The sequence below is a fragment of the Aliikangiella sp. G2MR2-5 genome (assembly GCF_015687155.1).
In the GTDB taxonomy this organism is placed as follows: Bacteria; Pseudomonadota; Gammaproteobacteria; order Enterobacterales; family Kangiellaceae; genus Aliikangiella.
Genome location: NZ_JADPQF010000001.1, coordinates 1,134,388 through 1,153,871, shown reverse-complemented (window position 1 = coordinate 1,153,871; position 19,484 = coordinate 1,134,388). Strand labels below are relative to the sequence as shown.

Here is a 19,484-nt window from a genome sequence, read left to right as displayed (position 1 = left end):
GACAACAAAAAAGGCAGCGACTTAATAAGCCACTGCCTTTTTAACAATTTTAGCAAATTTTCTAAAGTGCAGTTAAAGCTGCATTTAGTGTTTGGCTAGGACGCATTGCTTTTGAGGCTAAATCTTCATTCGGCATATAGTAACCGCCGATATCCATCGATTGTCCCTGCACGGAGTTTAACTCATCAATTATTCTGGATTCATTTTCTAATAGTGTATTCGCCAAATCGGCAAATCTTTCTTTTAACTCAGAATCTTCTTGCTGATTAGCCAGAGCTTCAGCCCAATATGAGCAAAGATAAAAGTGACTACCACGATTATCCAATTCTCCAACTTTTCGAGATGGCGATTTGTTGTTATCTAAAAACTTTCCTGTCGCTAAATCCAGGGTGTCAGCAAGTACTTTTGCTTTTGCATTCCCAGTTGTATTTGACATATGCTCTAGCGAAGCTGCAAGAGCCAAAAACTCACCGAGAGAGTCCCAGCGTAAATGGTTTTCTTTTTCAAACTGTTGTACATGTTTAGGCGCCGAACCACCTGCTCCTGTTTCAAACAACCCTCCACCATTCATTAGCGGCACGATAGATAGCATTTTCGCACTAGTACCTAATTCAAGGATTGGGAACAAATCGGTCAGGTAGTCTCGAAGTACATTTCCGGTAACGGAAATTGTATCTTCACCGTTCTTCATTCTTTTCAATGAAAAGCGAGTAGCTTCAACCGGCGACATTATGTGAATCTCAAGTCCATTTGTATCGTGTTGCGGAAGATATTGGTTTACCTTCTTAATTAATTCCGCATCGTGTGCGCGCTCTTCATTTAACCAGAATACTGCTGGAGTATTACTCAAACGAGCTCGAGTAACGGCTAGTTTGACCCAGTCTCTGATTGGTGCATCTTTTACCTGGCACATACGCCAGATATCGCCTGTTTCAACTGCATGTTCCATCAAAACTTCACCGGCTTGATTAGTGACCTTGACTGTCCCATCAAACGGAATCTCAAATGTCTTGTCATGAGAGCCATATTCTTCAGCTTTCTGAGCCATCAAGCCTACATTTGGAACTGTCCCCATAGTTGATGGATCAAAAGCGCCATTCTCCTTACAAAAGTCGATAGTTTCCTGATAGACCCCGGCATAACAGCGATCTGGAATAACTGCTTTAGTATCCTGCTGTTTTCCTTCAGCATTCCACATTTGACCTGATCCGCGAATCATTGCTGGCATAGAAGCATCAACGATTACATCAGACGGAACGTGAAGATTAGTAATGCCGCGATCAGAGTCAACCATTGCCAGCGCAGGTCGGTCATTGTAGAGCGCATCAATATCAGCCTTGATTGAAGCCTGTTTATCTTCGGGTAATGAAGCAATCTTGGTGTAAAGATCTCCAATTCCGTTGTTAACATCAACTCCCAGTTGTTCGATTACATCAGCATATTTTTCAAGTATCTCTTTATAAAACACGGATACGACATGACCGAAGATTATCGGATCTGAAACCTTCATCATGGTTGCTTTCATATGAAGTGAGAATAGGACTCCGTTGTTTTTCGCATCAGCGATTTCATTCTGGATGAAAGCCCTTAGTGCTTTCACACTCATTTTAGTCGAGTCGATAACCTCTCCAGCCAGTACAGGAGTAGATTCTTTTAATACTGCAACGTCACCATTCTGACCATGTAACTCAATTTTCAAGTCATCAGCGCTTTCCAGCGTTACAGATTGCTCATTTCCGTAGAAATCATCCACAGACATACTGGCAACATGTGACTTTGAATCATTTGCCCAGGCGCCCATAGAATGTGGATTTTTCTTGGCATAATTTTTAACAGATGCAGGTGCACGTCTATCAGAGTTACCTTCACGCAATACGGGGTTGACAGCACTGCCCTTGATCTTGTCATAACGAGCCTTAATCTCTTTCTCTTTATCGCTAGCAGGCTCTTCAGGGTAATCTGGTAATTTGAAGCCCTTGTCCTGTAATTCTTTGATGGTCGCCTTCAATTGTGGAATTGACGCACTGATATTAGGCAGTTTAATAATATTTGCTTCAGGCTTCTTAGCAAGCTCTCCCAACTCAGCTAGAGCATCAGAAATTTGTTGCTCTTCAGATAAGAAATCAGGAAAGTTAGCAATTATTCTACCAGCCAGAGAAATATCTCTCGTTTCTACCTCTACTCCCGCTGCTTTGGTAAACGCCTGAATGATAGGCAGAAGTGAGTATGTTGCTAATGCTGGAGCTTCATCGGTTTTGGTATAGATAATCTTTGAAGTAGTCATTTACATTCCTAATTTTATTACTATGAATAAGTGAAAGTTAACTTGCCTGGCCAACGTGGGATACTGCAAAACGCAGTATGCTGAATAATAGGTGCCTTTCTTTTGTTGCGCGAATTATACGCTATCAAGCCTTCGAAATCCTAGCCGATAGCGCAATAATCATAGCATTTCTTGATCTAGCTACAATTTCGATAAAGTTTAGATTAAAATTCAGACAACATCTTAGTACTTCAACCTGGTCAATTTGCCGCCTTCTCATGACTGCCAAAAATAAAAAGAATCTATCTCAGAAGAATAGTGCACCTAGACAAAACAAAGTCAGTCGCCTTTTTCAAGGAAAAGGTGCAAGCAAAAACAATGTAATGCGCTCCAATAACGCTGGTGGTCGCCTGACAAGAAAGAAAGCCTCAGTAAAGCTAGAGGATACACTGGTTGTACTTTTCAACAAGCCTTTCAATACCTTATGTCAATTTACCGGAGAGAAAGCGGATACTACCCTAGCCGACTTCATTAAAATAAAGGATATTTACCCAGCAGGACGACTTGACAAAGATTCTGAAGGTTTATTGGTGCTGACCAATAATGGTGCACTTCAAGCCAGAATAAGTCACCCCAGGCATAAACTGGAAAAAACTTACTGGGTACAGGTTGAAGGGAGCGTATCTCAGACTGCACTTGAGTCTCTTTGCAAAGGCGTTCTGTTGAAAGATGGTATCACCAAACCCGCTAAAGCCAGGCTAGTTGATTTGAGCAAAGAAGACTTCAAACTGTGGCAACGTAACCCACCAGTTAGAGAAAGAAAAAATATTCCAACAAGCTGGTTAGAACTAAAGATTACTGAAGGTAAAAACCGGCAAGTACGGCGAATGACTGCTGCAGTCGGCTACCCAACCCTTCGCTTAATAAGGGTCGCAGTAGGCCGCTGGTCTCTCAAGGATTTGAAGCCAGGGGAAAATCGAGTTTCCAGTGCTAATCCAAAGGACCTATTCTAACTGTTTGTTTCAATTGTAAATAACTATGAGGTTTTATTGACCGACTTATATGCCGATGTTAATGTCGGCTAGCTCGGAGTATATTATTAAAAATACACAGCATCTTACCAACCTCAAAAAAACACGCATTTAAACAAACAACTGATAATAAAGGGTCGTAACATGAGAGGTTTAAAAAGCTTTTTAATCCTTAGTCTGGTTATTTATACGGTATCTACATCCTTTGTAGCCAATGCAGCATTCCTGATGAAGCCAACACCTTTGCCTGGGATCGATTATAAAGGACAACTTTTAGATGGTCCGTTCAGGCCGGAAATAACAAGTCCGAACAAATTACTCAACTTTCCAGTAGGACAAAAAACAGCTACTCCTGAACAAATAGTACAGGTAATTAAAACTTGGGAAAGTCAAAGTAATAACTTAAGACTAGTCGAGTACGCCAGAAGCCATGAAGGTCGTCCTCTCTATTACGCAATCATTTCTTCTAGAGATAACTTGGAAAAAGTTGATCGTATCAAGTCAGACCTGGCAAAGCTGGCTAACCCTGTTGGATTAAGTAAGACTGAAGGAGAAAACATCATTGCCAGGCTTCCAGCGGTAGCCTGGATGGCCTACTCTATACATGGTAATGAATCATCAGGCTCAGATGCCTCGCTGGCAGCCATTTACCACCTTATTGCCTCCCAAAAGCCGGAAACGCTGAATCTGTTAAATAGCTCGGTAATAGTGATCGACCCTTCTATGAACCCAGATGGGCGCGCTAGATTCACCAAAGCTCTACAACAAAATCGTGGTGTTGCGCCTAATATTGATGATCAGTCGCTTTTGCATGCAGGTATCTGGCCTTATGGAAGAACAAACCATTACCTCTTTGATTTGAACAGAGACTTTATATTGGGAGTCCACCCGGAGACCAGAGGCCGTGTAAGAGCAATAAATGAATGGCACCCGCAGCTAATGATTGATGCACATGAAATGGGTGCCCAATCAACGTTTTTATTTGCACCAGCCCGAGAACCAATCAATAAGAACCTTGCTAAAGCATTTAAAAAATGGGGAGAGAAATTTGCTCAAGATCAGGCCAACGCTTTTGACCGAAAAAACTGGCCTTACTTTACTGGTGAGTGGTTCGAAAACCTGTATCCAGGTTACTCAAGTTATGCAGAGTTCAGAGGCAGCATTCATATACTTTACGAACAGGCTCGAATGGCTGAAGATGGTGTAAGGCAAACTAATGATCGGATTTTAACCTACCGTGAATCTGTTCATCATCAATTGTTAAGCACACTTCAAAACCTGGACACACTAGCTAAACATTCCAAAGCGATTTATCGCGAATACCTGGAAGACCGCAGAAAAGTTATTTCTGCCGATAGTCCCTACGCAGACACAACTTTTGCCTTCCCTCCTTCAAAAAATTTAAAACGATGGAGAGAATTTGTTGCTCTACTCCAATTACAGGGCTTTGAACTCCACGAATTAACTAAAGATTCAGCTTTCTCAAATGCCGTTAATCAACTTGGAGAAAAAAGAAGTATTGGTCTTCCAAAAGGAAGTTTAATAGTACGTAACAGACAGCCTGAAGCCCGATTGCTATCAGCTATACTCGAATTTGACGCAAAAATAGAGGATGCTGTTTTGGTTGAAGAGCGACAAAGAGTATTAAGAGACGGTTCGAGCCTAATGTATGACACTACAGCCTGGAACCTTTCCATGATGCATGGAATTGAAGGTTATACCTTGAATCAATATATCGACAGCAATATTCAACCCTACTCGGAAACTAAGACTTCTAACAACCTTGAAAAAAGCAAAAATGTAATTGCCTATAGCGTAGATGGTGATGATGATGCATCGGTTGCTTTTGCAGCTCGACTTATGGAGCAAGGCGTACAGGTTAGAATTTTAGATAAACCAACCAAGCTTGCTGACTTATCTCTTTCTCGCGGCTCAATTATCGTCAACAAATACGATAATGAGTTTTTTAGCGGCAATCTCGAAGCGTTGGTTGAGCAAACAGCAAAAGAGGTAAAAATAAAAGCAAGTACGATAACCAAGGGATTAGGTGACGGCGACTATCCCGACATCGGTGGTGCCCACTTTAACATATTAAAGAAGCCGCAGATTGCATTACTCACAGGCAACGGCATTAGTACCTATGACTTCGGAGCAATCTGGCATACCATTGATAAAAATCTTGGAATAAGACACTCACACCTCGACAGTGCGACCTTAACTTTTGCTGATCTTCGGAGATACAACACTCTTGTAATTCCGGATCGTTTTTACGGCAATTTTGGAGAAAACGAGTTAAACGCAATCGAAGATTGGGTTAACACAGGCGGAACGCTAATATTAATCGGACACTCAGCTTTAGACTTTGTAAAGTCTGAAAAAGGAATTTCTCAGATAAAACAGTTATCCGACGTCTTTCCGGAAATCGATAAATACAACCTCGATCTAACTCGCGAATGGTTAGCCGGTAATGAAAAATTTGAACAAGTAGATCAAGCGTGGCAACACAATGCTTTCGAAAAAGTCGATTTTCCGTGGGACAAGGACTCCTCTCAGTTAAATACTGAGGAACTTCAGAAGCGAGAGTCCTGGCAATCTCGCTTTATGCCTTCGGGCGCGATCGTTTCAGCTCGTATGGATCAGAAGCATTGGCTAACTTATGGGACACCTGAGTTTATCCCTGCACTGGTCCAAAATGTACCGATATTAATGTCTGGTCAGGGTTCACAAGCGCCAGCCAGATTCGGCTACTATAAAGAAATGGACAAAAACGTCTGGCAAAAAATTTCAGCTTCTTTTAAGGATAAAACTAACTCACGAAAAATTGGATGGGCCAGCATGCCGGATGGATACGAGCTCAAATTAAGAATGAGTGGCTTATTATGGCCTGAAGCTAGTAACAGAATTGCCAATGCTGCACTTTTAACCAGAGAAAGCAAAGGTAATGGACAAATCATAATTTTTGCTACTCAACCGGCTTTTCGAGGCTCAACAAAAGCAACTAATCGCCTATTTCTAAATGCTTTAGTTTATGGCGTAGGACTAGGCACAAGTCAGCCAATTACAAAACTGTGATTAGCAAAATAAGTCAATAGTAAAAATCCACCTTCTTAGAAGGTGGTCTTGCACTAAGCCCCCTAAAAGGGGGCCATGAGAGTGCCATCTTAGAAGGCACTCATCGTTATCCCTATTCAGCCTTCATTTCAACTCTAAACTCTGTTGAAGTTCTTCCTGTTTCTGTTGGTACTTAACGTACTTTCGAATCATCTCCGAATCCACACCTACCGTATCTACACAATATCCTTTTGCCCAAAAGTGATTGCCCCAAAAGGGCTTCTTTCTCAGATGAGGAAACTTGTTAAATATCCTTATCGCCGAACGCCCTTTTAGCACGCCAACTAACTTTGAAATACTCAGTTTAGGTGGCACCAGTACTAACAAATGCACATGATCTACTTGTACATTTAACTCTACCACTTCACAACCTTGCTGCTCACAGAATATAATTATCGAACCATAAACGGCTCGGCCCATATTGCCTTTTAAAATTCTGAATCGGTATTTTGGCGTCCACACTATATGATATTGGCAATGCCATAGCACATGTGACGCCCTCTTGAATCTGCTCATGTATTTTCCTCTTGTTTAAGTTATGGGGATAACTCAACAAAGGATTGTGCGTGAGCAGTCATTCTTATGGCAGGCTAAGCCGACCATAGATGACCACGTCCTCAGGACGTGGTTTTCTGTTGGCAATAAAAAAAGCGCGATTGTTTCGCGCTTTTTTCCTTTTACTAAAAATTTTCTATTTTAATATTCTGCGAAAATAGGTAAAGGCAAACATAGCGATTAACCATCCACCCAAAGAACCTCCACCACTTGAAGAACTCACATTTTCTTCTTCTGGCTCGTTTTCTTCTTCCTCGTCTTCCTCTTCTGTCGACTCTTGTTTAACATCAAATGACTGTGCAGTAGATGCTCTTGCTCCTTTATCGTCATAGACGGTTAACACGACCTCGTAACTCCCCTCACCAGGATACGTATGCTCAATGATTTCGCCGTATCCTTCAACACCATCTCCAAATTGCCATTGAAAATTTGTAATATCGCCATCACTATCGGAACTATTTCCGGCATTAAAGCTGCAACTTAGCTCCTGGCAACTATATTCAAATGATGCTGCCGGCAAACTATTTTCGCCAATTGTAAAAAACATTGCAGAAACAACTCCGGATTGGCCACTCTGATTATAGGCTCTAAAATAAATGGTATGTCTTCCTTCACTAAGTTCAGCAGTGTTTATTTGCCCAGAGAACTCCTCAACACCAGTTAAATTTCCGTCATTATCGGGTAGCTCGCTCACTGTCGACTGAGCATCGTTAAAGTGTTTGTCAATAGAGTATTCGACCTTGCTCACACTTCTACCCAGGCTACTTTTCTTGGTATTTATCGCGCTCGCTTGGGCAACGATATCCAAATTAGCACCTCGAGCAACAACCACATTTTCACTACTACCATTGAGCTTTATCAACTCAACTTCCGGCCCGGAACTTAACAAATAAGGAGCCTCAGTGACTTTCGCCGCATAAATTAAAGAACGTAAGTTATCAGGCTTTATTTTAGATGTATAATCATTACAGGCTTGAAAAAAATCTGTTCCAAGCTCATAGGTTATTGCCGCGACCCCAAGCTCGCCATAACTAACATCATCGCTAGTACCATCGGTCGGGTAAAGCCCTACACTTTGCTGCGGAGTGTAATTGTTGAACCATGCAAGTTTATTCCCAAGTTCTTCAAATCCGTTAGCATTTGGTGATGGAGTATCTGTGTGACCATAGGGCCATAAAATCAACTGGCTATAACTATGAATATCCAGGTGCATGCCTGATGTATCAGCCGGAGCAGCATCACTCTCATTATCACCCCGGCTATCTGCAAATAAACTGCGAATGTAATTGGATACAGCCTGAGTTTCTGGCTCTGACTCTGCAGATTTTCCTCGATAAGTTTGATCGCACTCGTTTCCGCTCGAACCATATTCCGTAGTATTCCAGAAATAGGCAAAATTTCTATTCAAGTCTACCCCGACATTGCCACCCGGACAGTGGTTGCTGTTGGCGTTTTTACGTTGGTACTCTCCTGTTTCGGCAATCTTTCTTCCGTCTGGATTCATATGAAACAAAATATGAATTTCCCTTTCATCTAAAAGCCATTGAATGTCTGCGTCGGTATCTTTTTCATTTAAAAGTTTTTTAGCAAAGTCCAAAGTCAACGCAGCGGGAGTCAGTTCTCGAGCGTGCATCGCGCTATGAATAAACAGAACGGGTTTTTCTTTTTCGATATTTCGGTTGGTGATTTTCAAGACCATTAAGTCATAGCCGCCCGAACTATTTGCCTTTTTCCATGAATCCCCGATATCGATCCACTCTGCATATTGATCGTTTTCACTTGCTAACAACGCTCCCTGTTGCATCGTTTCTTCTACTGTAGGATAGCATTCAAAACCTGGGATGCCTGCAGACTTATTAACCGAGTTTTCCAATTTCTTTTGTTGAATACTTAACTGATAATCACGAAACTTAGTTTCCCATTCAGTACTGTACTTTACCTGAATGCCATGAAATCTTAATTTCTCTACCTCATCAGGCGTCAAGTCGATAACAAGCTGTTTGTTTTTAAAGTCGGTTTTAAGTATGCCGTGATGGTAGGATATAGCGACCTTTCTTGCGACATCAGAACTAGGAGCCGTAACTAGATAAGGGGATACAGAATCCGACAATGTAGCGGCTGCTCCGGATGACGCGGAAGTTATTGCAAGAGCGGCCAAAACGGCTTTCCTGACAGAGCTGTAGATTTTTGTCTTTGGCCCCTTGATTAATTGCTTGTTCATTGACTTTGCTAGCTCCAAAAAAATACATCTATTATTATCTTCAAAAATACTAATACCTTCGTAGAGCCAATAACAAGGTAATATTACCGCCCTGTAAATATTAAACAGCTTTAGTAATACTCAATACCTATTATTTATTTTCATTTTTAAACGGCAATCTCGATTCAAGTTGGCTAGACATTGCCTTCAAATACCGGTTTTCTTCTCGTAGAAATTTAGCAATCGGTGCTTGCAGGCATTCAAGGCCTATATGATGAAACGAAGAAGTCATTACAGGTTTGAACCCTCTAGAAATCTTATGCTCACCCTGCGCTCCAGCATCCAGCTTTTTTAACTTGTTTTTGATCGCAAACTCTATTCCCTGGTAATAGCACAACTCAAAATGTAAAGAGTCATACTCTTCTAAGGCTCCCCAATATCGACCGTAAAGCGAGTCACTGTCGTGAAAGAATAATGATGCAGCAACAAGCTTTTTACCTCGCTCTGCTGCTACTAACAATGTATTTCCCGGCAAATCGGAATATAGTTGAGTGAAAAATTCCTTTTTTAAATATCCCAGATGCCCACTTCGTTTCAGATAGGTTAAACGATAAAAATCAAATAGTTTACTTGCCATCTCTTCAGTTACATCGTGTCCGTGAATGCGCCTGATTTTTAAGTTTTGTTCGACAACCTTTTTACGTTCTCTTTTAATGTTTTTCCTGTTTTTCTTTCGGCAATCATTCAGGAAGTCATCGAATGAGTTATAGCCTTTGTTAAACCAATGATATTGAATTCCAGTACGTTTTAGTAAAGGAAGCCTATCACTGATTTTCTCCAACGGCTGACTTTCAAACAATAAGTGCCAACTGTGAAAACGCTCCAACTTAATTTCTTTATTCACAGCTTCGAATATATAATTAAATACTTCAGCTCTATTCACTTCACTGCAACAATAGATACGTTTCCCTGTAGCAGGAGTAAATGGAATAGCCGTTACCAGTTTCGGATAATAGGTAAAGCCGAGTTGTTGATAAGCTCGAGCCCATTGATAATCGAAAACATACTCTCCGAAACCATGATGCTTTATGTAACAAGGAGCAAGCGCGACTACCTTTTTTCCGCTTTCAACAACGATATGACAGGTCTCCCATCCTGAGTCAGAGCATACCGAGCCTGAACTCTCTAAAAGGTGAAGAAACTCGTACTGGATGAAGGGATAATCAGTATCTACGACAGAATTCCATACCTCCTTTCCAATCTTCTCAATACTTTCGACAAACCTGACTTCCACAAAAATCGCTCGCCATTAGGTTGCAACCTCTAATGTTAATGAAGATAACACCCGAGCTAGTCAACGACAATCTTTCTGCTAGAATACCCGTCTTAATTTTGATTACTGTTTTATGTGTTAAGGAGTTGTTTTGAATAAGAGCTTAATAACAAATCTAGTATCTTTTGCCTGCTGCATTCTAGGACTGTTTACTCAGAGCGCGTTGATATTAAATATTGGCCTTTTCTCATTCTCAGGCGCCATTACCAACTGGCTAGCCGTTCACATGCTTTTTGAGAGAGTACCCGGTCTTTACGGCTCTGGCGTTATTCCAGCTCGCTTTGAGGACTTTAAATTAGCGATCAAAACGATGATGATGGAACAGTTTTTTACTGATGACAATATAGATAAGTTTCTTTCTACCAATGAAAATACACAGGTTAAATTGAATCTGGCTCCAGTTATCGAGAAAGTAGATATGAGCCCTGCTTTTGAAAAGCTTCTTAAAACCATTATGGAGTCTTCATTCGGCGGCATGCTTAATATGTTCGGCGGTCAGGAGGCGCTCTTACCGTTAAAAGAACCTTTCATGGAAAACATGAAGTTTGCACTAATTGAAATGACTGAAGAAGAAAGCTTTTCACAACTTGTTAAAGATGAAATAGAAAGTCCAGAGGTACTTTCTGATATAAAGTCCAAGGTAGAATCAATAATTGCGGCTCGCCTGGAAGAACTAACTCCCTCTCTGGTCAAACAGATTGTTCAAGATATGATTAAAAAGCATCTTGGCTGGTTGGTAGTCTGGGGAGGTGTTTTCGGCGCCGTTATAGGATTGTTGTCAACATTTGCTCTATCTTAACTAATTCGCGTTGGTTCGACATATTTCTGAAATTGATAATTCCTAGACAAGGTGTATTATTAACCCTAGGACCTAATATAAGAACAAGGGGAATAAGATGTCTTTAACCAACGCAATAGCGCTACTTTACGGACCATCTCAAGAGTGGCAAAAGATAAGTGAACAAAAACAGAGCATTAGTCACATCTATTTGACCTTTTTGATTTTTTTCGCAGCCATACCCCCAGTATCAGCCTTTATTGGCGCAACATATGTCGGCTGGTCAGTTGGTGACGGAGCGACTCATAAGTTGACTTCCGATAGTGCTCTTTATCTTTCAATTGTTGCCTATTTTGCAATATTAGTAGCAGTCTTTGTAATATCGGCCTTTATCCAGTGGATGGCGAAGACCTACGGCGCGGCTCCATCACTGGCAGAATGTGTCAATCTGACAGCCTATAGTTGCACGCCTCTCTTTCTAGTCGGCATTCTTGGAAGCTTCCCAATTTTATGGCTCGATATGCTTTTTAGCCTGATAGCTATTGCTATGGCGGTAAACTTACTTTATAAAGGCGTTCCGAAGATCATGGGGATTAACCAGGAAAAAGGTTTTTTATTTGCCAGCTCCATTCTCACAGTTTGCATGGTAAGTCTGGTTGGAATGTTAGCCATAACCATTGTCTTCTGGGGCTCGGGTCTTTCTCCAGTATTCACTTCATAGTCAAATACAGGGGAATATAACTTATTAGGCGAGTGTTTATATAGGTAGGTAATCTCTTGGATGTAATATATTGGTTAATTCCCCTTTCCGTTCTAGTTCTAATTGTTGCCATAGCCATTCTATTTTGGGCTGTACGTAATGGACAGTTTCAAGACCTGGACTCCCCCGCTGTCGATATTCTGTTTGACGACGACGAGGTTCAAAACGACAAAAAGGAATAGCTAAAAGCTATTAAAATAAGCAGCAACCTTTTTTGTACGAGCAGTAGTGTAAGGATTCCAAAATGCAATTCCTGTATAATTTAACAAAAGTGATTATTCTTCTGGTTAGTATGAGTATTGTTAACATCATCCCTTTTGCACAAGCTAAAACAACTTTGTCAATTGCTGAAGAATTCAACATTCTGGCGGTTAATGGCGAAGCTGCTAAACAGTTTTTTTTTGGGCAAAACCGAAGATTGGAGTTAAAATCGGGTTTGAATCGCATTGTACTGCAATTCGAAGCTGTCTACGAAGGCGATACTGAAGATGACTTTGATATAGTAAGATCAAGCCCCTATTTACTTCAAGTGTATCTGAACAAAGACACCTCATATATGCAAAGCCTGGTTAAACCAGGTGATGCAATTTCAGCTCGAAAGTTTATCAAGAATCCATTATTCAGAATACGCCGTTTAAACTCAAAAAAGACTGACGTGTCATCTGATATTGTAAATATATCTGACAAAGATATCCCTTTCAATTTTTCTTTATTGCAAAGTGACAAACAAGATTATCTCGTTGCCAGCACCAAACTAAGGCCAAATGCATCGATTGACTTATCCTATTCAAAGGATGACGCTAGCAAACTTTCTAGCTTGCAACCAATTTCTGGTCCCGAAAGCGAATCGGCTCCCCCTACTTCCAAAGTTTCTAATAGTAAATCTCGTGCACTTGATATGCTGGTTTATTGGTGGGCTCAAGCTTCAGCTGAAGAAAAGGAAGCCTTTCTTAACTCAATTAAAAAGCAATAGCTTGTTACTGAGCCTAACGCTTTACTAGCCGACTTCAGTTAAGGTTGTAGCATGCCCTTTACAAACGATTTCAGCCTGTTTTCTATGTTTATTCTTGGCCTGATGGGGGCTGGACATTGTATCGGCATGTGTGGAGGTATTATTAGTGGCTTGTCGGCTGCAACGGAAAACAGAAATAATCAGTGGCGCAAAATTATTGGTTATCAGTTCGGTAGAGTGAGTAGTTATACTATCATCGGCCTTATTTTTGGTCTGTTCAGCGAACAAGTTAACAACCTGCTTAAAATACCTGTCCTTCCTGTAATATCTGCTGGTTTGTTAATTTTGATGGGCCTATACCTGTCCCGGCTTTGGATGGCGCTATCTTACTTCGAAAAACTTGGTGGTTTTCTCTGGAAACGAATTAGTCCACTGTCCAAGCCTTTCCTACCGGTCAGGTCACTCAGGCAAGCGATTGGACTAGGCGCTGTATGGGGCTGGCTTCCCTGTGGTCTGGTATATACCGCTTTGGGCTACTCAGTATCAACAGCATCAGCACTTGCTAGTATGAGCTCTATGCTGGCTTTCGGGCTGGGCACAGTTCCAGCGACTCTACTCGTAGGGGCTGCCAGCCAGAAGGCAAAGGCTATTCTGAACTCTTATTGGCTCAGATACCCAATCGCAGTCTTAATGATCGCCTATGGAGTCTATATTCTGTGGGGACTCTTCTTCGCCGAGCAGGTAGTTCATCACCATCACTAAATTGAATAAAACTGTTCTGATTTAACATTTCGTCTACTTTGCTGGGATTTTAAGCAAATATCCTCTATAATCGCGCACCTTTTAATTAGTTTATTGACCCGGAATCAGTATGCTAAAGCCAGAACTACTAGCCCCAGCGGGCTCTTTAAAACATATGCGCTATGCGTTTGCCTATGGAGCAGATGCGGTTTATGCAGGTCTACCACGCTATAGCCTGCGCGTACGAAATAATAGCTTCAACATGGAAAATATCGACCTGGGAATTAAAGAAGCCCAGTCGATGGGAAAGCAGTTTTTCGTTGCTGCCAATATCGCCCCACATAATAGCAAAGTAAAAACCTTCCTCAAGGACATAGAACCGATTGTTAATATGCAACCTGACGCTTTAATAATGTCAGATCCTGGGTTAATGATGATGGTCAAAGAAAAGTGGCCTGAAGCAGTTCTTCACCTTTCTGTTCAAGCAAATACAGTCAATTATGCTGCAGTGAAGTTCTGGCAGTCCTTCGGGATTAAGCGAGTTATCTTGTCGCGAGAGTTATCTTTGGATGAGGTCGCTGAAATCAGGCAACAATGTCCGGATATCGAGCTCGAAGTTTTCGTCCACGGCGCGCTTTGTATTGCTTATTCCGGACGCTGCTTATTATCTGGTTACTTCAATCACAGAGATCCAAATCAAGGTACTTGCACTAATGCTTGCCGTTGGGGATATAAAGTTCACGAAGCTGAAATGCAAGAAACCGGAGACATTCAGGTTGTTAAACCTGAGCCTCAAATTGGGATTGGTGAGACCAGTGACAAACTTGTGCTTCTTGAAGAAAATCAACGCCCTGGCGAATTTATGCCAATGTATGAAGACGAGCACGGCACTTATATCTTCAATTCCAAGGACTTACGTGCGATACAGCACGTTGAAAAGTTGATTGAAATCGGAGTTGATTGTCTTAAAATCGAAGGCCGAACTAAATCCCACTTCTATGCAGCGAGAACCTCTCAGGTCTATCGCAAAGCTATCGATGATGCGATGGCTGGAAAACCATTCGACATGGGTCTTATGGATACTTTACAAGGCATGGCGAACCGTGGTTATACCGAAGGCTTCTTTAGACGTCATGTACATGACGACTATCAGAATTATCTCAATGGAAGCCCTGAGCGCCATAACCAGTTATTTGTCGGAGAAGTACTGGAAACTGAAGACAATAGACTATTAGTGGATGTCAAAAATCGCTTTCAAATTGGAGATGAACTGATATTTATGTCACCGCAGGGCGATATTCAGCAAAGACTTGAATGGATGACTAACCCTTACGGTGGTGAAATGATCGTTGCTCCTGGCTCTGGACATCAGGTATGGATACAAAAACCCGAAGGCTATGACAGTCAAATGGGGTTAATTGTCAAAGAAAATGCCGCACAGCCGCAAGTAGTTAAAGCTGGCTGACGCTTTTTTCTGTTCAATAAAAAGGGGCTCGATGAGCCCCTTTTTTTAGTAGTAATAATGTCTAAAGCTTATAAGTAAGCATAAACCACATTTTATCTCTAGAAGAGTAAAGTAATTCATTGTCACTATCAAAGCTAGCGTACTTTATTAACATAGAGGTCTTTTTGTTGATTTTTCTTGAGAGCGCTAAATCAAATTCCGTACCTAAATCAACACCACCTTCATCTGTAGCAAATGTGTGATAAACAGCTTTCAAATTGAACTCACCTAATTTGACAGAGCCGTTAAGGTACATATCTTCTATACCGGAAGCTGGCGTTCCAAGAAAAACGTCTGCCCAACCCTGGAATTTATGAAGCGTTGCTAAAGAAGTAGTAAACCCCTGGCCATTTGCTGAATCGCCGCCAAGCACTTCGATCCCGGCGCCTATTGAATAGCCATCCGGCTTATATGCGCCTTCCAATAAGTAGTAACTAGCATCATAGTCATTTGGATTATCACTTCCGGCAGACTGAGTAGCTAGCTCTGCGGTGTAGGCAAAGGTGCCAGCCTTACCAGAGTAACGAACCCCAAAGGTATCATTTGAAGCCCCCTGGGCGGTTTCATTTTCTATCGCAAAGTAGTAACCTGATAATTTTCCATCACCAAGCTTCATGTCAGCATTGATTAAGTGTGTATTGTGCTCATGATCGCCTGCATCAACATCTTCACCAAAGATTCGGTTAACATTTGACACATAGGCGTAGTTGAAATTGACTTCACCAAACTTCGTATTAACTGTCAGGCCATCATAAGTCTGCTCGTTTTGTCGCCAACCAACTCCACCTACAAACCGCTGGTTTTCAATCAGGATTCTTTGCCGACCGTAGGCAACTTTGGTACTGTCACCATTGTAACGTACGAAAGCTTGATTTACTTCCGTTCCTTCTGGATCAGCAACCACTGGATATTGACTTCTATCTGGAGTATTTCCTTGGCCGGCATTAAATTCATCCATCCCGATTTCGGTCACATCATCAAACTCTAGAACCGAGTCGAACTTATCATTCCACTTGGTTTTTATCGTTGCACGGGTTCTCAAGGTGGACGCTTGCGCATCTTCAACCATGCTTTCTTGATCAACAGTTTCAATTCGATACCGGAAACTTACATCGACAGTGCTGCTAACACCTTCTTCAGCATAAACCCCAGTTGAACCAGCCGCAATTACTGCTGCTGCAACCATACTCATTTTGAATTGATTCTTCATTATTCATCCCCTTAGCAGGATCGTTCGCTTTAAGTCGCGTATTAAAATGTTAGGCATGTACCGCCCGGGTACGCTGCCTAATCTACTCTTTCACAAAAGAAATTTCTTGATCCATATCAACAAAAATTTGCGTCAATTCAATAAAATGGAAACCATCAAGATAGGGTAATTAGCGAATAAAAATGATTATTTACGATTTTTACCTTGTTTAATTCAGGAGAGTGATTTATCTATATAGGTAATTACTCTAAAATAGACTTATGTGTTACTCCGAGCAATGTTTAGCTAAGTTCAACCAAGAATAGGCTTGCATTGCCGCAGCAATCAAATGGCTGCCAGGGTTTGATGAGAAATTGTCATTCCTCCCGTATTTGGAAAGGAGATTTGAATTGAATAATCAACTCGTCGACTCTCAAGGTCGAAGCTTCCCATACCTGAGGCTTTCGTTAACTGACGTTTGTAATTTTTCGTGTAGTTATTGCCTGCCCGAAGGTTATCAATGTGATTCTCCCAAGAACTATTTATCTATTGATGAAATCCGCCGATTAGTTACCGCATTTGCCGAGTTGGGAACATGGAAAATCAGATTGACTGGTGGCGAGCCCAGTGTTCGAAAAGATTTTGTCGATATAATTAAGTCGCTCCGTTCTGTCGACGGCATTAAACAAATCGCTATGACGACCAATGGATACAAGCTCAAAGAAAAGATTGGTCAATGGGTTGATGCAGGTTTAACTAATCTAAATGTAAGTGTTGATAGTCTAGATCCTCGCCTATTTGCAGATCTAACCGGACACAATCGTCTCCCCCAGATTCTTGAAGGGATAGATTACGCACTTACCCTTAACAATCTTAGAAGTGTTAAACTCAACGCAGTACTACTTAAAAATATTAATTCCCACCAAATAGATCAGTATTCACAACTTTTAAAAGATAAGCCTATAAGTATGCGTTTCATCGAGCTAATGCAGACCGGTGATAATCTAGAATATTTCAATCAATATCATGTGTCAGCTAACGATCTGAAAAACTACCTAAAAGCTCAGGGCTGGAGTGAAAAAATAAAAAGTCCTGGTGCTGGCCCAGCAGTAGAATTTGTACACCCTGAGCATAAAGGAAGCTTTGGAATAATTGCTCCCTACTCTAAAGATTTTTGCGATAGCTGTAATCGCCTGCGAATATCGTCGACCGGAGATTTTCATTTATGTCTGTTTGGTGAACAGGGGTTTAGCATCAGACATTTACTTAAAACAGACGAGCAAAAAACTGAGCTGAAAGAGACATTGTGCCGTCTGCTTGGCAAGAAAAGAAAACAGCATTTTTTACATGATGGCGATACCGGTATAACACCACATTTAGCATCGGTTGGTGGTTAGATTTACGAGAAGTCAATAATGAATGATAATAGAAATCAATACACAAACAACTATATGATCGAGTTTAAGCAGGGGCAAGAGCTTATCATGGAATCAGCTCAACCAGTAGAGCCAGAGTGGATAGATACTCATGACTCTATAGGAAGAGTTCTTTTTTCTGACATCCATTCTCCGAGCTCTTTACCTCCATTTAACAACTCGGCAATGGATGGCTATGCGGTCAATGCCGCCGACTTGCTAAACGCAAGCCCAGACTCCCCCGTCACGTTGTTACTTTCCGGAGTCACTGCAGCGGGTGATGAATCGAACGAAATTTCTGACTCTCAAGGAAAGGCCTGTAAGATTATGACTGGCGCACCTGTAGCTGGTGGTTTTGACAGCATCATACCAGTGGAAAACACCCAGCTTGATGGTAACAATGTGATCTGTTTCTCTTGTGTCGACCAAGGTGCACATATTCGGAAAATTGGCGAAGATTTTATTGAGGGCGAGACAGTTGCGTCTAAGGGAGAAGTCATCAATACGAATGTTATTACCGGATTAATCGCGATTGGAGTACCCAAGGTCCAAGTTTATAAAAGAGTTAGAGTTTCCGTTTTTTCTACCGGCAAAGAACTGGTTGATGATCTAAACACACCTTTAAAACCTGGACAAATTAGAAATTCAAACAAACCTTTTATCTTAAATTGGCTGTCGAATCTTCCGGTTGAATGTATTGATGCTGGAACAAATTATGACGAAGTCGGTAAATTCGAATCCGACTTAAAACGCGAACTCGAACTTGGTAGCAAAATAATTATCAGTAGTGGCGCTGTATCTATGGGAGATTTCGACTTTATTCCACAGACGATTATTAAACTCGGTGGCACCATCGTTTTTCATAAAAACAGAATTAAGCCAGGAAAACCAATTTTATTTGCGACCTTTCCTAATGGCAGCTTCTATTTTGGATTGCCTGGTAATCCGATATCTGCAGCAATCGGTCTTAGGTTCTATGTTTCAACATTGTTGCGAACTATTCTTGGACAACCGCCAGAAATGCCTTTGAAAGCGATTGCTTCAAATAACATGAACAAAAAACAGGGTTTTCGCTCCATCTGGAAAGCTAGTGCTGAAGTAGATAGTGCTGCAAGCCTACAGGTAAAAATTCTAGATGGCCAGGAATCGTTTAAACTCAAGCCGCTAATGCGTTCAAATGGCTGGGTGATGATAGATGAAAATAAAGTTTCAGTGAAGCCTGGTGACGTTATAGATTTCTATCCGTCGAAACTAACCTGGCAATAGAAAGGTATCCTAAATATGTATATTAGAATACAGGATAATCAGATCCGCTTCAGAGTATCACAAGATGAAGCAAAGTCCCTTATTGATGGATATCTATGCTCAGACTCGATTAAATTGAATGACAAGTTTTTACTAACGTATCAGATCAAGTCCACTTCTAATGAGAGTTATCTGCAATACAATGAGGATTCTCACCAAATTATTTTATCTGTTAATAAAACAGAAATAATCGAAGAAATATCTGCGAGACCAAGCAAACAAGGCATTAAAATTAATTCGAACAGTGAGGTTCCTGCTGCCTTTTTGGAAATCGATTTAAAGAAAGTAAGAAAGTAAGAAAGTAAGAAAGTAAACTTCAATATAAGTAACCCTTTTAAATTTCGCTA

At 41.1% G+C, this 19,484-nt stretch carries 16 protein-coding genes and 1 riboswitch; of the genes, 11 read left to right on the top strand and 5 right to left on the bottom strand.

All coding sequences use genetic code 11. From position 1 onward, the window contains the following. Positions 1-61: 61 nt before the first annotated feature. On the bottom strand, positions 62-2,284 hold the full coding sequence (locus IYN84_RS04645; RefSeq protein ID WP_196137991.1) for an NADP-dependent isocitrate dehydrogenase: 2,223 nt from the start codon (positions 2,282-2,284) through the stop codon (positions 62-64). Positions 2,285-2,541: 257 nt separating this feature from the next. On the opposite strand from IYN84_RS04645, the gene IYN84_RS04640 reads away from it, so the two are divergent. Together IYN84_RS04640 and IYN84_RS04635 are read left to right on the top strand one after the other, a co-directional pair. Continuing rightward, on the top strand, positions 2,542-3,276 hold the full coding sequence (locus IYN84_RS04640; protein ID WP_196137990.1) for a pseudouridine synthase: 735 nt from the start codon (positions 2,542-2,544) through the stop codon (positions 3,274-3,276). 162 nt (positions 3,277-3,438) lie between these two features. After that, a complete protein-coding gene (locus IYN84_RS04635) occupies positions 3,439-6,366 on the top strand; it encodes a M14 family zinc carboxypeptidase (RefSeq protein WP_196137989.1) in 2,928 nt (975 codons plus the stop codon). 123 nt (positions 6,367-6,489) lie between these two features. Here the strand turns inward: IYN84_RS04635 and tnpA are convergent, their stop codons facing one another. The 3 genes from tnpA to IYN84_RS04620 form a co-directional block, all read right to left on the bottom strand. After that, positions 6,490-6,921 carry an IS200/IS605 family transposase gene (tnpA, locus tag IYN84_RS04630; RefSeq protein WP_196137988.1) on the bottom strand — a complete coding sequence of 144 codons (432 nt, stop codon included), beginning with the start codon at positions 6,919-6,921 and terminating at the stop codon, positions 6,490-6,492. A gap of 175 nt (positions 6,922-7,096) precedes the next feature. Beyond that, complete coding sequence (locus tag IYN84_RS04625) at positions 7,097-9,181, bottom strand: M14 family zinc carboxypeptidase (protein WP_196137987.1); 2,085 nt, start codon at positions 9,179-9,181, stop codon at positions 7,097-7,099. A 130-nt stretch (positions 9,182-9,311) separates the two neighbouring features. After that, complete coding sequence (locus tag IYN84_RS04620; protein WP_196137986.1) at positions 9,312-10,454, bottom strand: GNAT family N-acetyltransferase; 1,143 nt, start codon at positions 10,452-10,454, stop codon at positions 9,312-9,314. A 130-nt stretch (positions 10,455-10,584) separates the two neighbouring features. Here IYN84_RS04620 and IYN84_RS04615 point away from each other — a divergent pair, with 130 nt between their 5' ends. The 6 genes from IYN84_RS04615 (at position 10,585) to yegQ (ending at position 15,189) form a co-directional block, all read left to right on the top strand. Beyond that, positions 10,585-11,292, top strand: coding sequence for a DUF445 domain-containing protein (locus tag IYN84_RS04615; RefSeq protein WP_196137985.1), 708 nt, complete (start codon positions 10,585-10,587; stop codon positions 11,290-11,292). Between the two features lie 97 nt (positions 11,293-11,389). Continuing rightward, the gene (locus IYN84_RS04610) at positions 11,390-11,992 is read left to right on the top strand and encodes a Yip1 family protein (protein WP_196137984.1); all 603 of its coding nucleotides are present in this window, start codon (positions 11,390-11,392) and stop codon (positions 11,990-11,992) included. 56 nt (positions 11,993-12,048) lie between these two features. Next, positions 12,049-12,213, top strand: coding sequence for a cbb3-type cytochrome oxidase assembly protein CcoS (gene ccoS, locus IYN84_RS04605; RefSeq protein WP_196137983.1), 165 nt, complete (start codon positions 12,049-12,051; stop codon positions 12,211-12,213). Positions 12,214-12,275: 62 nt separating this feature from the next. Next, positions 12,276-13,004, top strand: a complete 729-nt coding sequence (locus IYN84_RS04600; RefSeq protein ID WP_196137982.1) for a DUF2057 family protein — start codon at positions 12,276-12,278, stop codon at positions 13,002-13,004. Positions 13,005-13,055: 51 nt separating this feature from the next. Further along, on the top strand, positions 13,056-13,745 hold the full coding sequence (locus IYN84_RS04595; RefSeq protein WP_196137981.1) for a sulfite exporter TauE/SafE family protein: 690 nt from the start codon (positions 13,056-13,058) through the stop codon (positions 13,743-13,745). Between the two features lie 109 nt (positions 13,746-13,854). Further along, positions 13,855-15,189 carry a tRNA 5-hydroxyuridine modification protein YegQ gene (gene yegQ / locus IYN84_RS04590; RefSeq protein WP_196137980.1) on the top strand — a complete coding sequence of 445 codons (1,335 nt, stop codon included), beginning with the start codon at positions 13,855-13,857 and terminating at the stop codon, positions 15,187-15,189. A 61-nt stretch (positions 15,190-15,250) separates the two neighbouring features. Here yegQ and IYN84_RS04585 read toward each other — a convergent pair whose 3' ends face one another. After that, a complete protein-coding gene (locus tag IYN84_RS04585) occupies positions 15,251-16,438 on the bottom strand; it encodes an alginate export family protein (RefSeq protein ID WP_196137979.1) in 1,188 nt (395 codons plus the stop codon). Positions 16,439-16,694: 256 nt separating this feature from the next. Continuing rightward, a riboswitch (molybdenum cofactor riboswitch) is annotated at positions 16,695-16,836 on the top strand. Here IYN84_RS04585 and moaA point away from each other — a divergent pair. From moaA to IYN84_RS04570, 3 genes are all read left to right on the top strand, one after another. After that, a complete protein-coding gene (gene moaA, locus IYN84_RS04580; protein WP_196137978.1) occupies positions 16,828-17,814 on the top strand; it encodes a GTP 3',8-cyclase MoaA in 987 nt (328 codons plus the stop codon). It overlaps the preceding riboswitch by 9 nt. Positions 17,815-17,832: 18 nt before the next feature. Continuing rightward, entirely contained in the window at positions 17,833-19,098 is a 1,266-nt protein-coding gene (locus IYN84_RS04575) for a molybdopterin molybdotransferase MoeA (protein ID WP_196137977.1), read from the top strand. Between the two features lie 15 nt (positions 19,099-19,113). Next, positions 19,114-19,434: a hypothetical protein gene (locus IYN84_RS04570; protein WP_196137976.1), complete on the top strand. Its 321-nt coding sequence runs from the start codon at positions 19,114-19,116 to the stop codon at positions 19,432-19,434. The last annotated feature ends 50 nt before the right edge of the window (positions 19,435-19,484 follow it).